This window comes from Aeromonas enteropelogenes (genome assembly GCF_000819845.1).
GTDB classification, from domain to species: Bacteria; Pseudomonadota; Gammaproteobacteria; order Enterobacterales; family Aeromonadaceae; genus Aeromonas; species Aeromonas enteropelogenes.
In genome coordinates this window covers 1-18,430 of sequence record NZ_CDCG01000008.1, presented here as the reverse complement: position 1 = coordinate 18,430, position 18,430 = coordinate 1, and the positions used below count along the sequence as shown (strand labels likewise).

The 18,430-nt window shown below is 55.5% G+C and carries 17 protein-coding genes and 1 tRNA gene; all 18 read right to left on the bottom strand.

Translation table 11 applies throughout. From position 1 onward, the window contains the following. Positions 1-392, bottom strand: a 392-nt coding sequence (locus BN1123_RS03290) for a GTP-binding protein (RefSeq protein ID WP_042025301.1), incomplete at its 3' end; no start/stop codon positions are given. Positions 393-446: 54 nt separating this feature from the next. Then, entirely contained in the window at positions 447-2,552 is a 2,106-nt protein-coding gene (fusA, locus tag BN1123_RS03285) for an elongation factor G (protein ID WP_026456683.1), read from the bottom strand. Positions 2,553-2,627: 75 nt separating this feature from the next. Beyond that, entirely contained in the window at positions 2,628-3,098 is a 471-nt protein-coding gene (rpsG, locus tag BN1123_RS03280) for a 30S ribosomal protein S7 (RefSeq protein ID WP_026456684.1), read from the bottom strand. Positions 3,099-3,191: 93 nt separating this feature from the next. Then, positions 3,192-3,566, bottom strand: a complete 375-nt coding sequence (rpsL, locus tag BN1123_RS20680) for a 30S ribosomal protein S12 (protein WP_026456685.1) — start codon at positions 3,564-3,566, stop codon at positions 3,192-3,194. A 182-nt stretch (positions 3,567-3,748) separates the two neighbouring features. Continuing rightward, complete coding sequence (gene tusB / locus BN1123_RS03270; protein ID WP_042025343.1) at positions 3,749-4,027, bottom strand: sulfurtransferase complex subunit TusB; 279 nt, start codon at positions 4,025-4,027, stop codon at positions 3,749-3,751. A 7-nt stretch (positions 4,028-4,034) separates the two neighbouring features. Further along, on the bottom strand, positions 4,035-4,391 hold the full coding sequence (gene tusC / locus BN1123_RS03265; RefSeq protein ID WP_042025348.1) for a sulfurtransferase complex subunit TusC: 357 nt from the start codon (positions 4,389-4,391) through the stop codon (positions 4,035-4,037). A 12-nt stretch (positions 4,392-4,403) separates the two neighbouring features. After that, the gene (tusD, locus tag BN1123_RS03260) at positions 4,404-4,796 is read right to left on the bottom strand and encodes a sulfurtransferase complex subunit TusD (RefSeq protein ID WP_042025340.1); all 393 of its coding nucleotides are present in this window, start codon (positions 4,794-4,796) and stop codon (positions 4,404-4,406) included. 84 nt (positions 4,797-4,880) lie between these two features. Next, positions 4,881-5,261 (bottom strand): RidA family protein, encoded by a 381-nt coding sequence (locus BN1123_RS03255; protein ID WP_026456688.1) that lies wholly within the window; start codon positions 5,259-5,261, stop codon positions 4,881-4,883. A 23-nt stretch (positions 5,262-5,284) separates the two neighbouring features. Next, positions 5,285-6,001 (bottom strand): helix-turn-helix transcriptional regulator, encoded by a 717-nt coding sequence (locus tag BN1123_RS03250; protein ID WP_042025337.1) that lies wholly within the window; start codon positions 5,999-6,001, stop codon positions 5,285-5,287. 195 nt (positions 6,002-6,196) lie between these two features. Next, entirely contained in the window at positions 6,197-10,501 is a 4,305-nt protein-coding gene (gene rpoC / locus BN1123_RS03245; RefSeq protein WP_042025334.1) for a DNA-directed RNA polymerase subunit beta', read from the bottom strand. Between the two features lie 91 nt (positions 10,502-10,592). Beyond that, on the bottom strand, positions 10,593-14,621 hold the full coding sequence (gene rpoB, locus BN1123_RS03240; protein WP_042025333.1) for a DNA-directed RNA polymerase subunit beta: 4,029 nt from the start codon (positions 14,619-14,621) through the stop codon (positions 10,593-10,595). A 224-nt stretch (positions 14,622-14,845) separates the two neighbouring features. Beyond that, the gene (gene rplL / locus BN1123_RS03235) at positions 14,846-15,211 is read right to left on the bottom strand and encodes a 50S ribosomal protein L7/L12 (RefSeq protein WP_026456242.1); all 366 of its coding nucleotides are present in this window, start codon (positions 15,209-15,211) and stop codon (positions 14,846-14,848) included. Between the two features lie 51 nt (positions 15,212-15,262). Further along, entirely contained in the window at positions 15,263-15,763 is a 501-nt protein-coding gene (rplJ, locus tag BN1123_RS03230; protein WP_005339895.1) for a 50S ribosomal protein L10, read from the bottom strand. Between the two features lie 257 nt (positions 15,764-16,020). Next, a complete protein-coding gene (gene rplA / locus BN1123_RS03225) occupies positions 16,021-16,722 on the bottom strand; it encodes a 50S ribosomal protein L1 (RefSeq protein ID WP_026456243.1) in 702 nt (233 codons plus the stop codon). A gap of 4 nt (positions 16,723-16,726) precedes the next feature. Beyond that, on the bottom strand, positions 16,727-17,155 hold the full coding sequence (gene rplK / locus BN1123_RS03220; protein ID WP_026456244.1) for a 50S ribosomal protein L11: 429 nt from the start codon (positions 17,153-17,155) through the stop codon (positions 16,727-16,729). A 134-nt stretch (positions 17,156-17,289) separates the two neighbouring features. Next, the gene (gene nusG, locus BN1123_RS03215; RefSeq protein ID WP_005306318.1) at positions 17,290-17,841 is read right to left on the bottom strand and encodes a transcription termination/antitermination protein NusG; all 552 of its coding nucleotides are present in this window, start codon (positions 17,839-17,841) and stop codon (positions 17,290-17,292) included. Positions 17,842-17,850: 9 nt separating this feature from the next. Continuing rightward, positions 17,851-18,222 (bottom strand): preprotein translocase subunit SecE, encoded by a 372-nt coding sequence (gene secE, locus BN1123_RS03210; RefSeq protein ID WP_026456245.1) that lies wholly within the window; start codon positions 18,220-18,222, stop codon positions 17,851-17,853. Positions 18,223-18,282: 60 nt separating this feature from the next. Further along, positions 18,283-18,359 (bottom strand) — tRNA-Trp (locus BN1123_RS03205). Between the last annotated feature and the right edge of the window lie 71 nt (positions 18,360-18,430).

Below are 18,430 nucleotides of genomic sequence, written 5' to 3'. Positions count from 1 at the left end.
ATGTACGGAACGCCTACCTGACGACCCAGCAGGATGTGCTCACGGGTCTGCGGCATCGGGCCGTCAGTCGCAGCTACTACCAGGATAGCGCCGTCCATCTGGGCAGCACCGGTGATCATGTTTTTAACGTAGTCGGCGTGACCCGGGCAGTCTACGTGAGCGTAGTGACGGGTAGCAGTGTCGTATTCTACGTGGGAGGTGTTGATGGTGATACCACGCTCACGCTCTTCCGGTGCCTTGTCGATCTGGTCGAAGGCGAAAGCTTTACCACCGAAGTGCTTGGCCAGCACGTTGGTGATAGCAGCGGTCAGGGTGGTTTTACCGTGGTCAACGTGGCCGATGGTGCCGACGTTTACGTGCGGTTTGGAACGCTCAAATTTTTCTTTAGACACGACGTAGTCCTTCTAGGTTAAACCCGCCTACCGTCGTAGGCGGGGAATCTTAAATTACTTGGATTTGCGCTCTTCGATCACAGCCTGGGCAATGTTGTTCGGGGCATCTGCATACTTACCGAATTCCATTGCGTAGGAGGCACGACCTTGAGTGGCGGAACGCAGGTCAGTCGCGTAGCCGAACATTTCAGCCAGCGGCACCAGGGCACGTACGATCTTGCCGGACGGGCCATCTTCCATACCTTCGATCAGACCACGACGACGGTTCAGGTCACCGATAACGTCGCCCATGTAATCTTCCGGAGTTTCGACTTCTACTTTCATGATCGGTTCCAGCAGAACCGGGTTGGCTTTCATGAAGCCAGCCTTGAAGGCCATGGAAGCAGCGATCTTGAACGCCAGTTCGGAAGAGTCAACATCGTGGTAGGAACCGAAGTGCAGACGCACGCCCAGATCCATAACCGGGTAACCAGCCAGAGGACCAGACTTGAGCTGCTCCTGGATGCCTTTGTCGACACCCGGGACGAATTCACCAGGAATGACACCGCCTTTGATGTCGTTGACGAACTCGTAGCCTTTGCCTTCTTCCAGCGGGTACATGTCGATCACAACGTGACCGTACTGACCACGACCACCAGACTGCTTGGCATGCTTGCCTTCAACGTCTTTAACGGTGTTGCGGATGGTTTCACGGTAGGCCACCTGCGGCTTACCTACGTTGGCTTCAACCTTGAACTCGCGACGCATACGGTCAACGATGATGTCCAAGTGCAGCTCACCCATACCGGCGATGATGGTTTGGCCAGACTCTTCGTCGGTCCATACGCGGAAGGACGGGTCTTCCTGAGCCAGACGGCCCAGTGCCAAGCCCATCTTCTCTTGGTCAGCCTTGGTTTTCGGCTCAACCGCGATGGAGATTACCGGCTCCGGGAATTCCATACGCTCGAGGATGATCGGCGCTTTTTCGTCACACAGGGTGTCACCAGTGGTCACGTCTTTCAGACCGATGGCAGCAGCGATATCGCCTGCGCGAACTTCTTTGATCTCTTCACGCTTGTTGGCGTGCATCTGAACGATACGGCCGAAACGCTCGCGCTTGTCCTTGACGGAGTTCAGCACGGAGTCACCGGAGTTAACCACACCGGAGTACACGCGGAAGAAGGTCAGGTTACCAACGAACGGGTCGGTAGCGATCTTGAACGCCAGAGCAGAGAACGGCTCGTCGTCAGAAGCGTGACGCACGTCTTTGGTTTCGCCGTCCATTTTCAGGCCGTCGATAGCAGCAACGTCGGTCGGAGCAGGCAGGTACTCAACAACCGCATCCAGCATTGCCTGTACGCCCTTGTTCTTGAACGCGGAGCCACAGGTTACCAGGATGATTTCGTTGTTCAGCACGCGCTGACGCAGAGCTTGCTTGATCTCTTCCTCGGTCAGCTCTTCACCGCCCAAGTATTTTTCCATCAAGTCTTCAGAGGCTTCTGCAGCAGCTTCAACCAGGTTCATGCGCATTTCTTGCGCTTGTTCCAGCAGCTCGGCCGGGACGTCTTCGTAGTCGAAGGAAACGCCTTGGTCAGCTTCGTTCCAGTTGATGGCCTTCATCTTGACCAGGTCGATAACACCCTTGAAGTTCTCTTCGGAGCCGATGTTCAGCTGCAGAGGAACCGGAGTGCCTTTCAGACGGGTCTTGATGTGCTCAACGCAACGCAGGAAGTTGGCACCGGTACGGTCCATCTTGTTGACGAACGCGATACGGGGAACCTTGTACTTGTTAGCCTGACGCCATACGGTTTCAGACTGTGGCTGTACGCCACCTACGGCACAGTACACCATTACGGCACCGTCCAGAACACGCATGGAGCGCTCTACTTCGATAGTAAAGTCAACGTGGCCCGGGGTATCGATGATGTTGATACGGTGCGGTTGGAACTGTTTACCCATACCGGACCAGAAAGCGGTGGTCGCGGCGGAGGTGATGGTAATACCACGCTCTTGTTCCTGTTCCATCCAGTCCATGGTGGCAGCGCCATCGTGAACTTCACCGATCTTGTGGCTTACACCGGTGTAAAACAGTACACGCTCGGTAGTAGTAGTCTTACCGGCGTCAATGTGAGCGGAGATACCGATGTTACGATAACGCTCAATGGGGGTTGTACGAGCCATTGTCATCCTCTTACTAAGGCGCTTGTCCCTAGATAATTAAAGGTGCGCAGAGCCAGAAGACCCTGCGCAAGCGGATTACCAGCGGAAGTGAGCGAAGGCCTTGTTCGCTTCAGCCATACGGTGAACGTCTTCACGTTTCTTGACAGACGAACCCTTGTTCTCAGCGGCATCCAGCAGCTCGCCAGCCAAACGCTGAGCCATTGATTTTTCACCACGTTTACGAGCGGCATCAACCAACCAGCGCATTGCCAGAGCATTGCGACGAACCGGACGAACTTCTACCGGTACCTGATAGGTTGCACCACCGACGCGACGAGATTTAACCTCGACCGCCGGACGAATGTTATCCAGAGCTTCTTCAAATACAGCCAGGTGCTCTTTGCCGGATTTAGCGGCAATGATATCCAGAGCACCGTATACGATGGCTTCGGAAACAGATTTCTTACCGTCAACCATTACTACGTTGACGAATTTAGCCAGCAGCTCTGATCCGAACTTGGGATCCGGCAGGATTTTACGCTGACCAACAACACGACGTCTTGGCATTTCAATTCTCCGTGAACTTCAGGGGTTACCCAAAACTAGAAAGTTATCTAACTAGAAACGAATTAACGTTTGGCCTTACTTAACGGAGAACCATTAAGCTTTCGGACGCTTCACGCCGTACTTGGAGCGAGCCTGCTTACGGTCTTTAACACCGGCACAGTCCAGCGCACCACGAACGGTGTGGTAACGAACACCAGGCAAGTCTTTTACACGACCGCCACGGATCAGAACAACAGAGTGCTCTTGCAGGTTGTGACCTTCACCGCCGATGTAGGAGGTGACTTCGAAGCCGTTGGTCAGACGTACACGGCATACTTTACGCAGTGCAGAGTTAGGCTTCTTCGGGGTGGTGGTGTATACACGGGTGCACACGCCACGCTTCTGAGGGCACGCTTCCAGCGCAGGCACGTTGCTCTTAACAACGAGCTTAGTGCGTGGCTTGCGAACCAACTGGTTAATAGTTGCCATCAAAAGGCTCCTGATAATGACTTCATAAACATGTGAAAAATCCTCCCCGCAGATACGGGGACGCGAAATTTTATGCCCTGTTGTCTAGGGAGTCAAGATTTATACAATTCGCGGCATGGACGGCGCAGCGCAAACCACCGAAAGCCATAATAACCATCTGAATTATATTGAAAATAATCCTGTCACTCCCCCCAGGTCAGTGGGGACCCTTTTTGTGCAATCAAGGCGACCAGACCCGCCATATCGATCTCTGCCCCCACGCGATGGGACAATCCGCGAGCCTGCAGGTCTTCCTGCATGACATAGAGCGGTATGCCTGCCAGCTGTTCACACCAGTGTGGCGCCGATGCGGCGATCACCGCATCCTGCATCAATACCAGCTCGTCTTCCGGCTGACAGTATGCCAACGCTTGCGCCAACGCCTGGCTCTGGAAGGGGGAGTTCATAATCAGATGCAACATGAAGACCTCAGAAACTGATGTGAGCCGAACATTGTGCCCAGCAGCGAGCCAATGCCTCCCGTGGCATGCTCTCGACCTGAATGAGCAGATCATCGAGGGTCAGCCCGCGCTCGGCCAGTGAGTCAGCACAGACATAGACCTCCTCGATATCGTAGAGTTCCAGCATCTTGAAGGTCGGTGCATAGTGACGCTGCAGGATACCGGCAGGTTGCTGCTCCTTGACCAGTTGCAGCACGCCGTCACCGATCAGAAAGAGTGCCACTAATTCGGTAAGCGCCGACGTGGCCAGCAGGGCATCCAGTCCCTCTCGCCCGGCCGCATGGCCATGAGGTCCACGGCGGCAAATAAATGCAATTTTTTTGATCATGACCCTCTCCTAGAACTGGACCAGCCGATCGGCCATCAAGGTCGCCTCGGCCAGCTGCCCCAGACCACTCAGGCAGAAGGGGGCCTGCAGATTGAAGTGATCATGTCCAACCCCCTTGGCCTCCTGTTCATCGAGTACGCCACGGCGCATGGCGGCGGCGACACAGACATCGATCCGGATCCCCTGCTCTATCGCCAACTCTCGCCACAGACGCACCAGATCCGTTTCATCGGAAGCGGGCGCATGGAGGCCGTTGCCGTTGTAGACACCGTCCTGATAGAAAAACAGATGGGAAAGGGTATGCCCCTGCGCCAACAGGCTACGGGCAAAACGATAGGCGGTACTGGCAGACTGGGTACCATAGGCAGGTCCGGTCACCAGGAGGGCAAAACTCAAACTCATATCAGGCTCCTGTGCTGATGCCTGTCCATTGTACGCCAAAAACAAAAAAGCCCCTGCCAGGAGGGGCTTGTTCAACCAGAGCGATCAGAGGTGGGCAATGGCTTCCACTTCAACCAGCACATCTTTCGGCAAACGGGCCACTTCCACACAGGAGCGGGCCGGGGCTGCGTCGCCAAAGTAACGGGCATAAACCTGGTTGAAGGCCACGAAGTTATTCATGTCGCTCAGGAAGCAGGTGGTCTTCACCACCTTGCCGGCATCAGCACCAGCCGCTTTCAGCACGGCAACCAGATTCTTCATTACCTGCTCAGCCTGGGCTTCGATACCGCCTTCGACAATCTCCATGGTAGCCGGATCAAGCGGGATCTGTCCTGAAGTAAAGATCATCTCACCCACCTTGGTCGCCTGAACATACGGACCAATCGCAGCGGGTGCCTTGTCGGTTGCAATAACTTCTTTAGCCATTCATGTATCCCCTTCTGGAATGATTATTCGTTTTCGTCTTCACCCTGCTTGCGCTGCCGGATGTAGAGATAAACGGTATGTTTGGAAATATTCAGTTTGTCCGCCACCAGGTTGATCGAATCCTTGATGTCGAAAATTCCTTTCTCGAACAACTGGGTCACGATAAACCGGTTCTTAGCATTGTTGGCTACGGTCGGATCGCGGTTGATTTCGTCGATGGTATTGTCCACCGTCTGGGCAACCAGCTCCTCGACGCTGTTGGCAAATGTCTCGGGAGACTGACGCGCAACCTGCTGTGGCGTCGGGAAAAATTCGGCCACGAACTCGTGGAAGGGGGCATTGATGTGCAGATTGATGCAGATAAGGCCGATCACCTGCCGCTCGCTATTCCGGATGGCGATGGTGCTCGACTTCATCAGGGCACCGGTGCGGCTGCGGGCAAAATAGCTATGCGTGTAATCTTGCCCCGTGCTCTCGATATCCTTGAGCATACGCAAGGCCAGATCGGTGATGGGCGCCCCCAGGGAGCGTCCGGTATTGAATCCGTTGGCGATCTTGATCACCGACTCATGCAGATTCTCCAGGGAGTGAAGCACCACTTCACAATGCTTGCCGAACAACTCGGCCAAGCCATCGATGAGCCCGTCATATGAGCGCAACAATTCCCTGTCTTCATCTGTAAAAGTGCGGCTGATCAGCTGTTCTTCGGGAAGCATGGCCTCCTCGATACCGACAGTCATGTTCTACCCCTGTAATAACCGTTCAACTTTTCCGAGTTTTAAATTGCAGGGCATTAAAGTCAACTTTTTTTTGATTTTTTACTCTACAACTTTGCTCTGGATCATCCTGAAAACCGTGCCAGACCTGACTTTGACGATGAAAACACCAACAAAAAGGGCTCCCTGAAGGAGCCCTTTTTAATCATGGAGAAGAGATTACTCTTCGTCGAAGCTACCGGCTGCGTTCAGCAGATCCGCCAGGTTCTGTTGAGCCTCATCAGCGGTCACCTGCGGGGTGCCAACAGCACGAGCTGCGGCAGCACGCTGGTTGATCCGGCCATGGTGGTACGCAAAACCGGTACCGGCCGGGATCAGACGACCCACGATGACGTTCTCTTTCAGACCACGCAGTTCGTCACGCTTGCCACCTACGGCGGCTTCGGTCAGAACGCGAGTGGTTTCCTGGAAGGAAGCTGCGGAGATGAAGGACTCGGTGCTCAGAGACGCCTTGGTAATACCCATCAGCACGTGACGGTAGGTCGCAGGGGTCTTGCCCTCGGCAACCAGCTTACGGTTGGCAATCTTCACGCGAGCCACTTCAACCTGTTCGCCTTCGATCAGGTCGGTGTCGCCAGCAGTCAGGATCTCGCACTTGCGCAGCATCTGACGAACGATGACTTCGATGTGCTTGTCGTTGATCTTAACGCCCTGCAGACGGTAAACGTCCTGCACTTCGTTGGCGATGTAGTTGGCGACCGGGCTGATACCGCGCAGACGCAGGATGTCGTGAGCAGACTCGGGACCGTCCGCCAGTACTTCACCCTTCTCAACTTTTTCACCTTCGAACACGTTCAGGTTACGCCACTTCGGAATCATCTCCTCGTAGACGTTGCCACCATCGGTCGGAGTGATGACCAGACGGCGCTTGCCCTTGGTCTCTTTACCGAAGGAGATGGTACCGGAGATCTCGGCCAGGATAGCCGGCTCTTTCGGTTGACGTGCTTCGAACAGATCCGCAACGCGCGGCAGACCACCGGTGATGTCCTTGGTACCGCCGGATTCCTGCGGGATACGCGCAACCGCGTCACCCACACCCACGTTGGCACCATCTTCCAGGTTCACGATCGCCTTGCCCGGCAGGAAGTACTGGGCGGCTACATCGGTACCCGGGATCATCACATCATTGCCGTTCAGGTCGACCAGTTTCACGGTCGGACGCATCTCTTTACCGGCGCTCGGACGCTCGTTGACGTCCAGCACGACGATAGAGGAGAGACCGGTCAGCTCGTCGGTCTGACGAGTGATGGTCACGCCGTCGATCATGTGTTCGAAGTGCAGACGACCTGCCACTTCGGTGATGATCGGGTGAGTGTGCGGATCCCAGTTGGCAACGGTATCGCCAGCGTTCACGGCCTGACCGTCCTTCACTTCCAGCACGGCACCGTAAGGCAGCTTGTGGCTTTCCTTGGTACGGCCCATGTCATCCATGATGGTCAGTTCGGTTGAACGAGAGGTGATAACCAGTTTGTCTTCGCTGTTGTGAACGAACTTGGCGTTCTGCAGCTTGATGCTACCGGTGTTCTTCACCTGGATGCTGCTTTCTGCTGCGGCACGAGATGCGGCACCACCGATGTGGAAGGTACGCATGGTCAGCTGGGTACCCGGTTCACCGATGGACTGGGCGGCGATAACACCGACAGCCTCACCCTTGTTAACCAGGTGACCACGGGCCAGGTCGCGACCATAGCAGTGGGCACAGTTACCGAAGTCGGTCTCACAAGTGATGGCAGAACGTACCTTCACACGGTCAACGGAGTTACGCTCCAGCAGGTCACACAGCTGCTCGTCGAGCAGGGTGTTGCGAGCCACCAGGATCTCGTCCTCGGTACCCGGCTTGATGACGTCTTCCGCCACCACACGACCCAGCACGCGCTCACGCAGCGGCTCGACTACGTCGCCACCCTCGATCAGCGGAGTCATCCACAGACCGTCGGTAGTGCCGCAATCGTCCTCGGTGATCACCATGTCCTGCGCCACGTCTACCAGACGACGAGTCAGGTAACCGGAGTTCGCGGTCTTCAGTGCGGTATCCGCCAGACCCTTACGAGCACCGTGAGTGGAGATAAAGTACTGCAGTACGTTCAGACCTTCACGGAAGTTCGCGATGATCGGGGTCTCGATGATGGAGCCATCCGGCTTGGCCATCAGGCCACGCATACCGGCCAGCTGACGGATCTGGGCTGCGGAACCCCGCGCACCAGAGTCGGCCATCATAAAGATGCTGTTGAACGAGGCCTGCTCTTCTTCGTCACCCAGCGAGTTGACGTTACGCTCTTTGGACAAGTTCTCCATCATGGCCTTGGAGACGCGCTCGTTGGCGCTGGCCCAGATATCGATAACCTTGTTGTAGCGTTCGCCCGCAGTCACCAGACCGGACAGGAACTGATCCTGGATCTCGGCAACTTCGGCTTCGGCTGCGGCGATGATGTCTTTCTTGGCATCCGGGATGACCATGTCATCGATACCAACGGACGCACCGGACAGGGCCGCATAGTGGAAACCGGTATACATCAGCTGGTCAGCGAAGATAACGGTGTCCTTCAGGCCCTGCTTGCGATAGCAGGTGTTCAGCAGACGAGAGATCAGCTTCTTGCCCAGCGCCTTGTTGGATACGCACTTGATCCAGTTTTGCGGATTGGCGTCCAGATCGGCTTGCTCGGCAGCGCTCAGCACCTTCGGCTCGTCAATCAGGGCGTATTCCATGCCTTTCGGCAGGATCAGGCTCAGGATCGCACGACCAACGGTGGTGTTCTTCATTTCGGTCTTGGCAACCAGTTCACCGGCTTCGTTCTTCACGTACTCGGTGATGCGGCACTTGACGCGCGCATGCAGGTCAGCCAGGCCGGCACGGTAAACCTTCTCGGCCTCTTTCGGACCGGACAGCACCATACCTTCGCCCTTGGCGTTGATACGGGCACGGGTCATGTAGTACAGACCCAAGACCACGTCCTGAGAAGGAACGATGATCGGTTCACCGGAGGCAGGCGACAGGATGTTGTTGGTAGACATCATCAGCGCACGCGCTTCCAGCTGGGCTTCCAGGGTCAGCGGTACGTGAACAGCCATCTGGTCACCGTCGAAGTCCGCGTTATACGCAGCACAAACGAGCGGGTGCAGCTGGATTGCCTTGCCTTCGACCAGAGTCGGTTCGAATGCCTGGATACCCAGACGGTGCAGGGTCGGTGCACGGTTCAGCAGGACCGGGTGTTCGCGGATCACTTCGTCCAGGATATCCCAAACGACAGCTTCTTCGCGTTCAACCATCTTCTTGGCAGCCTTGATGGTGGTCGCCAGGCCGCGGGTTTCCAGCTTGCCATAGATGAACGGCTTGAACAGTTCCAGCGCCATCTTCTTCGGCAGACCGCACTGATGCAGGCGCAGGGTCGGACCTACGGTGATAACGGAACGACCGGAGTAGTCGACACGCTTACCGAGCAGGTTCTGACGGAAACGACCTTGCTTACCCTTGATCATGTCGGCCAAGGATTTCAGCGGGCGCTTGTTGGAGCCAGTGATGGCGCGGCCACGACGGCCGTTGTCCAGCAGGGCATCGACGGACTCTTGCAGCATGCGCTTTTCGTTGCGCACGATGATGTCCGGCGCAGCCAGATCCAGCAGACGCTTCAAGCGGTTGTTACGGTTGATCACGCGACGGTACAGATCGTTCAGATCGGAGGTCGCGAAACGGCCGCCGTCCAGCGGTACCAGCGGACGCAGGTCCGGCGGCAGCACGGGCAGCACTGTCATGATCATCCACTCCGGCTTGTTGCCGGACTGCAGGAAGGCTTCCATCAGCTTCAGACGCTTGGTGGTCTTCTTGCGCTTGGTCTCGGAGTTGGTCTGATCCAGCTCCTCGCGCATGGTCTTGACTTCACCTTCCAGATCGATGGCACGCAGCAATGCCAGGATTGCTTCGGCACCCATCTTGGCGTCAAATTCGTCGCCCCACTCTTCCAGCGCATCCAGGTACTGCTCTTCGGAGAGCATCTGGCTGCGTTCGAGGTTGGTCATGCCCGGCTCGATTACCACGAAGGATTCGAAGTAGAGCACGCGCTCGATGTCGCGCAGGGTCATGTCCAGCAGCAGACCGATACGGGACGGCAGGGACTTCAGGAACCAGATGTGGGCAGTCGGGCTGGCCAGCTCGATGTGGCCCATACGCTCACGACGGACCTTGGTCTGGGTCACTTCAACGCCGCACTTCTCACAGATCACACCACGGTGTTTCAGGCGCTTGTACTTGCCGCACAGACACTCGTAGTCCTTCACCGGTCCGAAGATACGGGCGCAGAACAGACCATCACGCTCCGGCTTGAAAGTCCGGTAGTTGATGGTCTCAGGCTTTTTGACCTCACCGAATGACCAGGAGCGGATCATGTCAGGAGAGGCCAGACCGATCTTGATACTGTCAAACTCTTCGGTCTTGGTCTGAGCCTTCAAAAACTTGAGTAAGTCTTTCACGTGTTTCCCCTGTCAGGAGTCTAACCTCGGCGCCCCGGCTGCCAAAACAGCGGGGCGCCCACGTCAATTCTCGAACAATAAGAGCGAGCTCTTACTCTTCGTCCAGCTCGATGTTGATACCCAGAGAGCGGATTTCCTTCAGCAATACGTTGAAGGATTCGGGCATGCCCGGCTCCATACGGTGGTCGCCATCCACGATGTTCTTGTACATCTTGGTACGGCCATTCACATCGTCAGACTTGACGGTCAGCATCTCCTGCAGGGTATATGCCGCACCGTAAGCCTCCAGGGCCCACACTTCCATCTCACCGAAACGCTGACCACCGAACTGAGCCTTACCACCCAGCGGCTGCTGGGTAACCAGGCTGTAAGAACCGGTAGAACGCGCGTGCATCTTGTCGTCGACCAAGTGGTTCAGCTTCAGCATGTACATGTAACCTACGGTTACCTTACGCTCGAAGCGGTTACCAGTGCGGCCATCGAACAGATCAATCTGACCGGATTCCGGCAGATCGGCCAGCTTCAGCAGGGCCTTGATTTCGCGCTCTTTGGCACCATCAAAGACCGGCGTAGCAACCGGCAGACCCTTACGCAGGTTACCCACCAGGGTACGCACGTCGTCGTCGGACAGCTCGGCGATGTTCACTTGCTGGGAGTCCTTCTCGCCCAGGTCATAGACCTGTTGCAGGAAGTTGCGCATCTCGTGCAGCTCACGCTGCTCTTTGACCATGCGGTCGATCTTCTCACCGATCCCCTTGGCCGCCAGGCCCAGGTGAACTTCGAGGATCTGACCGATGTTCATACGAGACGGTACACCCAACGGGTTCAGTACGATGTCGACCGGACGGCCGAATTCGTCATGAGGCATATCCTCGACCGGGCAGATCTTGGAGATAACACCCTTGTTACCGTGACGGCCCGCCATCTTGTCACCCGGTTGGATGCGACGCTTGACTGCCAGATAAACCTTGACGATTTTCAGTACGCCCGGCGCCAGATCATCACCCTGGATAATCTTGCGACGCTTGTTCTCGAACTTCTTGTCGAACTCGGCTTTCAGCTCAACGTGCTGCTCAGCGATCTGCTCCAGTTCGGTCTGCTTGGCTTCATCTTCGATGGCCAGTTCAAACCACTTGGAACGCTCCAGCTTGTTCAGACGATCTTCGCTGTAACCGGCGGCCAGCAGCAGGTTGCGGGAGCGGCCGAAAATGCCGTCTTCCAGGATCTTGAACTCTTCGGTCAAGTCCTTCTTCGCTTCCTTCAGCTGCATCTCTTCGATTTCTTTGGCGCGCTTGTCTTTTTCCACGCCATCGCGGGTAAAGACTTGCACGTCAACCACGGTACCGTACACACCGTTCGGTACACGCAGGGAGGAGTCCTTCACATCGGAGGCCTTCTCACCGAAGATGGCGCGCAGCAGCTTCTCTTCCGGAGTCAGCTGGGTTTCACCTTTCGGGGTCACCTTACCAACCAGGATGTCGCCGCCCTTCACTTCGGCACCCACGTAGACGATACCTGACTCATCCAGCTTGGACAGCGCGGCTTCACCCACGTTCGGGATGTCGGCAGTGATCTCTTCCGGACCCAGTTTGGTGTCACGGGAGATACAGGCCAGTTCCTGGATGTGGATGGTGGTCAGGCGATCTTCCTGAACAACACGCTCGTTCACCAGGATCGAGTCTTCGAAGTTGTAACCGTTCCACGGCATGAACGCGACGCGCATATTCTGACCGAGCGCCAGCTCACCCAAGTCGGTGGACGGGCCGTCAGCCAGTACGTCGCCAGCCATCACAGGCTCACCCAACATCACGCAAGGACGCTGGTTGATACAGGTGTTCTGGTTGGAACGGGTGTATTTGGTCAGGTTGTAGATGTCGATGCCGGCTTCGCCTGGCAACAGCTCATCTTCATTTACCTTGATAACGATACGGGAGGCATCGACATAGTCGATCATGCCACCACGCTTGGCGACTACGGTTACACCGGAGTCAACGGCCACAGCGCGTTCCATACCGGTACCTACCAGCGGCTTGTCAGCACGCAGGGTCGGTACAGCCTGACGTTGCATGTTTGAACCCATCAATGCGCGGTTCGCGTCATCGTGTTCCAGGAACGGGATCAGGGCCGCTGCCACAGATACGATCTGCTGCGGGCTCACGTCCATATACTGGATCTGGTCGGCGTTCATAAAGGTGGATTCACCTTTGTGACGGCACGGGATCAATTCATCTTTCAGACGGCCATCTTCGGTGGTCGCGGCGTTAGCCTGTGCGATCACGTACTTGCCTTCTTCAATAGCAGACAGGTAGTCCACTTCGTCGGTGATCACACCGTCAATGACCTTGCGGTACGGAGTCTCGAGGAAACCGTACTCGTTGGTACGAGAGTACACGGACAGGGAGTTGATCAGACCGATGTTCGGACCTTCAGGAGTCTCGATCGGGCACAGACGACCGTAGTGGGTCGGGTGTACGTCTCGGACTTCAAAGCCGGCGCGCTCACGAGTCAAACCGCCCGGGCCCAGCGCGGAGATACGGCGCTTGTGGGTCACTTCGGACAGCGGGTTGTTCTGGTCCATGAACTGGGACAGCTGGCTGGAACCAAAGAACTCTTTGACTGCGGCGGAAATCGGCTTGGCGTTGATCAGATCCTGCGGCATCAGGGTGTCCAGGTCGCCCAGGGAGAGACGCTCCTTGACCGCACGCTCGACACGCACCAGACCGACACGGAACTGGTTTTCAGCCATTTCGCCGACGGAACGGATACGACGGTTACCCAGGTGGTCGATATCGTCCACTTCATCGTTGCCGTTACGGATGTCGATCAGGCGCTTCATCACCTCGACGATGTCGTCCTTGGTCAGCACACCCACGCCGGTTTCGTCTTCACGACCCAGGCGACGGTTGAACTTCATGCGACCAACGGTGGACAGGTCGTAACGCTCGGCGGAGAAGAACAGGTTCTCGAACAGCTGCTCAGCGGCCTCGCGGGTGGGCGGCTCGCCCGGACGCATCATGCGGTAGATCTCTACCAGCGCTTCCAGACGGTTGGTGCTGGAGTCGATGCGCAGGGTCTCGGACATGTAGGCACCGTGGTCCAGTTCGTTGGTGAACAGAACCTCGAAATGCTTGAAGCCGGCCTGGGAGAGGTTGGCGATGGCTTCCAGGCTCAGGGCCTGGTTGGCAGCAACGACCAGCTCACCAGTCTGCGGATGTGCGTAGTCCTTGGCAGCAACTTTGCCAACAACATACTCAACCGGCACTTCGATCTGGGTGACGGAATCTTTTTCCAACTGGCGGATGTGACGCGCGGTCACACGACGACCGGTTTCAACCACCACGGCGCCATTGGCCACGATGTCAAAGGTCGCAGTTTCACCACGCAGGCGCTCAGGCACCAGATCCATCATCAACTTGCCATCTTTCACTTCAAAACCGATGGTCTCGAAGAAGGTGGCCAGGATTTCTTCGGAACTGAAGTCCAGGGCGCGCAGAATAATGGATGCTGGCAATTTACGACGACGGTCGATACGGACAAACAGGTTGTCTTTCGCATCGAACTCGAAGTCCAGCCAGGAGCCACGGTAGGGGATAACGCGAGCGTTATAGAGCACCTTACCGGATGAATGTGTTTTGCCTTTATCGTGGTCGAAGAAGACGCCCGGGCTACGATGCAGCTGGGAGACGATTACCCGCTCGGTACCGTTGATAACAAAGGTGCCGTTCTCGGTCATGAGCGGAATTTCGCCCATGTATACTTCTTGTTCCTTGATGTCTTTGACGGTGCCGGCAGCTGCTTCACGGTCGTACAGAACCATACGAAGCTTGACACGCAGCGGCGCGGAGTAGGTCACTCCACGGATCTGGCATTCTTTTACGTCAAATACCGGCTCACCCAGGCGATAGCTGACATACTGAAGCTCAGCACTACCGGAGTAACTGGTGATCGGGAAAACGCTACGGAAAGCGGCCTCTAGGCCATATTCACCTTCCGGGTCAGCCTCGATGAACTGCTTGAAGGAGTCCAGCTGAATGGACAACAGATAAGGCGTGTCCAGTACCTGGTCTCGCTTACCGAAGTCCTTACGAATGCGTTTTTTTTCGGTATAAGAGTAAACCATAGGGTTCCTCAGCTCGCTGATAAGTGACCCACTCTGTCCCGCGGGACAGCTCTGTCTCAACACCGTTTTGTGTTGGCCCGGACGAAAGAAAACAGTCCGGATTGCTGGTGCACCGAGAGTCGTAAACGGTGTGAAATGCTCTCAGTCTACAGCGCAAAAAGGCTGGTGAACAAAAATTCACCAGCCCTAGCCTGTTTTATCAGGCTAATCTACATAAATGCAGATTATTTGATCTCAACAGAAGCACCGGCAGCTTCCAGCTCTTTCTTCAGAGCTTCAGCTTCGTCTTTGGAGATGCCTTCTTTCAGGTTAGCCGGAGCAGCTTCTACCAGGTCCTTGGCTTCTTTCAGGCCCAGACCGGTGGCGCCACGAACGGCTTTGATAACGGCAACTTTGTTAGCACCGGCAGCAGTCAGAACTACGTCGAACTCGGTCTTCTCTTCTACTGCTTCAGCAGCAGCCGGGCCAGCCATTACGGCAGCAGCGGCAGAAACACCGAACTTCTCTTCCATAGCTTCGATCAGCTCAACAACTTCCATTACGGACATGGAAGCAACGGCTTCAATGATTTGGTCTTTAGTGATAGACATGACAAAAATTCCTGATGTTGAATAAACTCAAACAGCCTAGATAGGCGAGAATCAAGCAGCAGCTTGTTTCTGGTCGCGAACAGCAGCGATAGTACGAACCAGCTTGCCAGCAGAGGCTTCCTTCATGGTAGCCATCAACTTCGCAATTGCTTCTTCGTAGGTCGGCAGCGTGGCCAGACGATCAATTTGTGCTGCGGCGATAAACTCACCGTTAAAAGCGCCAGCCTTGATTTCGAACTTTTGGTTCGCTTTGGCAAACTCTTTGAACAGACGAGCGGCAGCGCCCGGGTGTTCGTTGGAGAAAGCAATCAAGGTAGGACCGGTAAATGCGTCGTTCAGGCACTCGTATTCGGTACCTTCAACCGCGCGACGCAGCAGGGTGTTACGCACAACGCGCATGTACACACCAGCTTCACGAGCGGTCTTACGCAGGACGGTCATCTTGTCTACAGTCACACCGCGAGAATCGGCTACAACTGCGGACAGGGCGCCTTTGGCAGCTTCGTTGACTTCAGCAACAATTGCCTTTTTGTCTTCGAGTCCCAATGCCATTGGCTTAACTCCTGGATTGAATCCGGGTCTGTAGACCCAGTACTGACACATCCCCCCTACCTTTAACAACAGAGGGGAACGATGCGGTAGCAGGATTCCAGAAGAGAAAGAATCTTTCTCGCTGGGTTTCCGGCACCGTCTACGCAGGAAACATTAAGGCTTTGCAGCCTCCTGCGGTCTTGGACGGAGGTCGAAACCCCCAACCAATCAAGGCGCAAAATTATAGATTAAATTTTGCGCCTTGTAAAACCCATCAATTAGGCCTGAGCTTCCAGAGAAGCTTGGTCTACGGCAACACCGGCACCCATGGTGGTGGAGATGCTGACTTTCTTGATGAATTGACCTTTAGCGGAAGAGGGTTTGCCTTTTTTCAGGGCAACCAGCAGAGCTTCCAAGTTTTCTTTCAGCTGAACTTCGTTGAAAGAAACCTTACCCAGAGTGGTATGGATGATACCATTCTTGTCGTTACGGTAACGAACCTGACCAGCCTTGGCGTTCTTGACGGCTTCGGCAACGTTCGGAGTTACAGTACCAACTTTCGGGTTCGGCATCAGACCGCGCGGGCCCAGGATTTGACCCAGCTGACCAACAACACGCATAGCATCCGGGGATGCGATAACGACGTCGAAGTTCATCTCGCCTTTTTTGACCAGCTCGGCCAGGTCATCCATACCTACCAGGTCAGCACCGGCAGCTTTGGCAGCTTCGGCGTTGGCACCTTGGGTGAATACGGCAACGCGAACGTCACGACCGGTACCGTGCGGCAGTACAGTTGCACCACGTACGTTCTGATCGGATTTACGAGCGTCGATACCCAGGTTGACAGCAACGTCAACGCTTTCAACGAACTTGGCGGTAGCCAGTTCTTTCAGCAGGGCAATGGCTTCGTTGATGGAGTACTCTTTGGTACCGTCAACTTTTTCGCGAATAACGCGCATACGCTTGGAAAGTTTAGCCATTGTCTTAATCCTCCACTACCAGACCCATGGAACGAGCGGAGCCGGCGATGCAACGTACTTTTGCATCCAGATCGGCACCGGTCATATCCGGCTCTTTGGTCTTGGCGATTTCTTGCAGCTGAGCTACGGTCACCTTACCAACCTTGTCTTTGTTCGGCTTGGCAGAACCAGACTTGATGCCAGCAGCTTTCTTCAGCAGGAAGGAAGCGGGCGGAGTCTTGGTTTCGAAGGTGAAGGAACGGTCGCTGTAAACGGTGATCACGACCGGAGTCGGTGAACCTTTTTCCAGCTTCTCTGTACGGGCGTTGAACGCCTTACAGAATTCCATGATGTTAACACCGTGTTGACCCAGTGCAGGACCAACGGGAGGAGACGGGTTGGCTGCACCAGCAGCAACCTGCAGCTTGATATAAGCTGTGACTTTCTTAGCCATTAGGAAATTACCTCAAATATGGGTTCTAGCGCCTCGGAGACATGCTCCTGCAAACGGCTCCCCAACTAATAAAGGGGCAGCGAATTATAGAGATATTCGCTGCCCCTGACAACCGTTAAACGTACAGAATTCGATCAGCCTTTTTCGACCTGACCAAAATCCAGTTCAACCGGAGTAGAACGACCGAAGATCAGTACGGAGACCTTCACGCGGCTCTTCTCGTAATCCACCTCTTCAACGGTGCCGTTGAAGTCGGCAAACGGACCATCGGCAACCCGTACCATCTCACCCGGTTCAAACAGGGTTTTCGGACGCGGCTTGTCGTGGGCATCCTGCAGACGATTCAGGATGGCATCGGCCTCTTTGTCGGAGATCGGCGCCGGGCGGTCGGAAGTACCGCCGATGAAACCCATGACGCGCGGTACGTTACGTACCAGGTGCCACGTGGTTTCATCCATGATCATCTGGACCAGGACATAACCCGGGAAAAATTTGCGCTCACTCTTGCGCTTCTGGCCGGCACGCATCTCGACCACTTCTTCGGTCGGGACCAGTACTTCACCGAACATGTCTTCCATGCCATGCATCTTGATATGTTCACGCAGAGATTTGGCAACACGGCCTTCATAGCCGGAAAATGCCTGCACGACATACCATCTCATACGTTGTTCACGTTGTTCAGTCATGGCTTATCCTTACACACCGGTAATCAGGTTGACCAACCAGACCAAGGCACCGTCCAGAACGAACAGCAGCAGGCCCATCACGGCAGTCACCGCCAGCACAATCAGGGTTGTCTGAATGGCTTCCTGACGGGTCGGCCATACGACCTTGCGGACTTCCAGGCGAGACTCACGGGCGAATGCCAGTGTTGCCTTTCCCTTGGTGGTTTGCAGGGCCACTGCACCAGCAGCAGCAATCACAACGACCACACCCAGGGCGCGGACGGCAACCATGACATCACTCAGCAGATAATTACCCACTACAGCGGCCGCCAGGATAATGAAAACCAGGCCCCAAAGCAGGGTATCCTTGCTTCCGCCCTGGCTCTCAGAACTAACACTCATACAACCCACCTGTATCTGACGTAACCAAAGACACAAAAGCCCCGTACGAGACGAGGTATATGGCAGGGGCGGCAGGACTCGAACCCGCAACCATCGGTTTTGGAGACCGCTGTTCTACCAATTCGAACTACGCCCCTGCATAAGAAAGCCCCTATTATAGGGGCTTTGCTTTATTTATGTAAGCCAAAGATTAAGCGATAACTTTAGC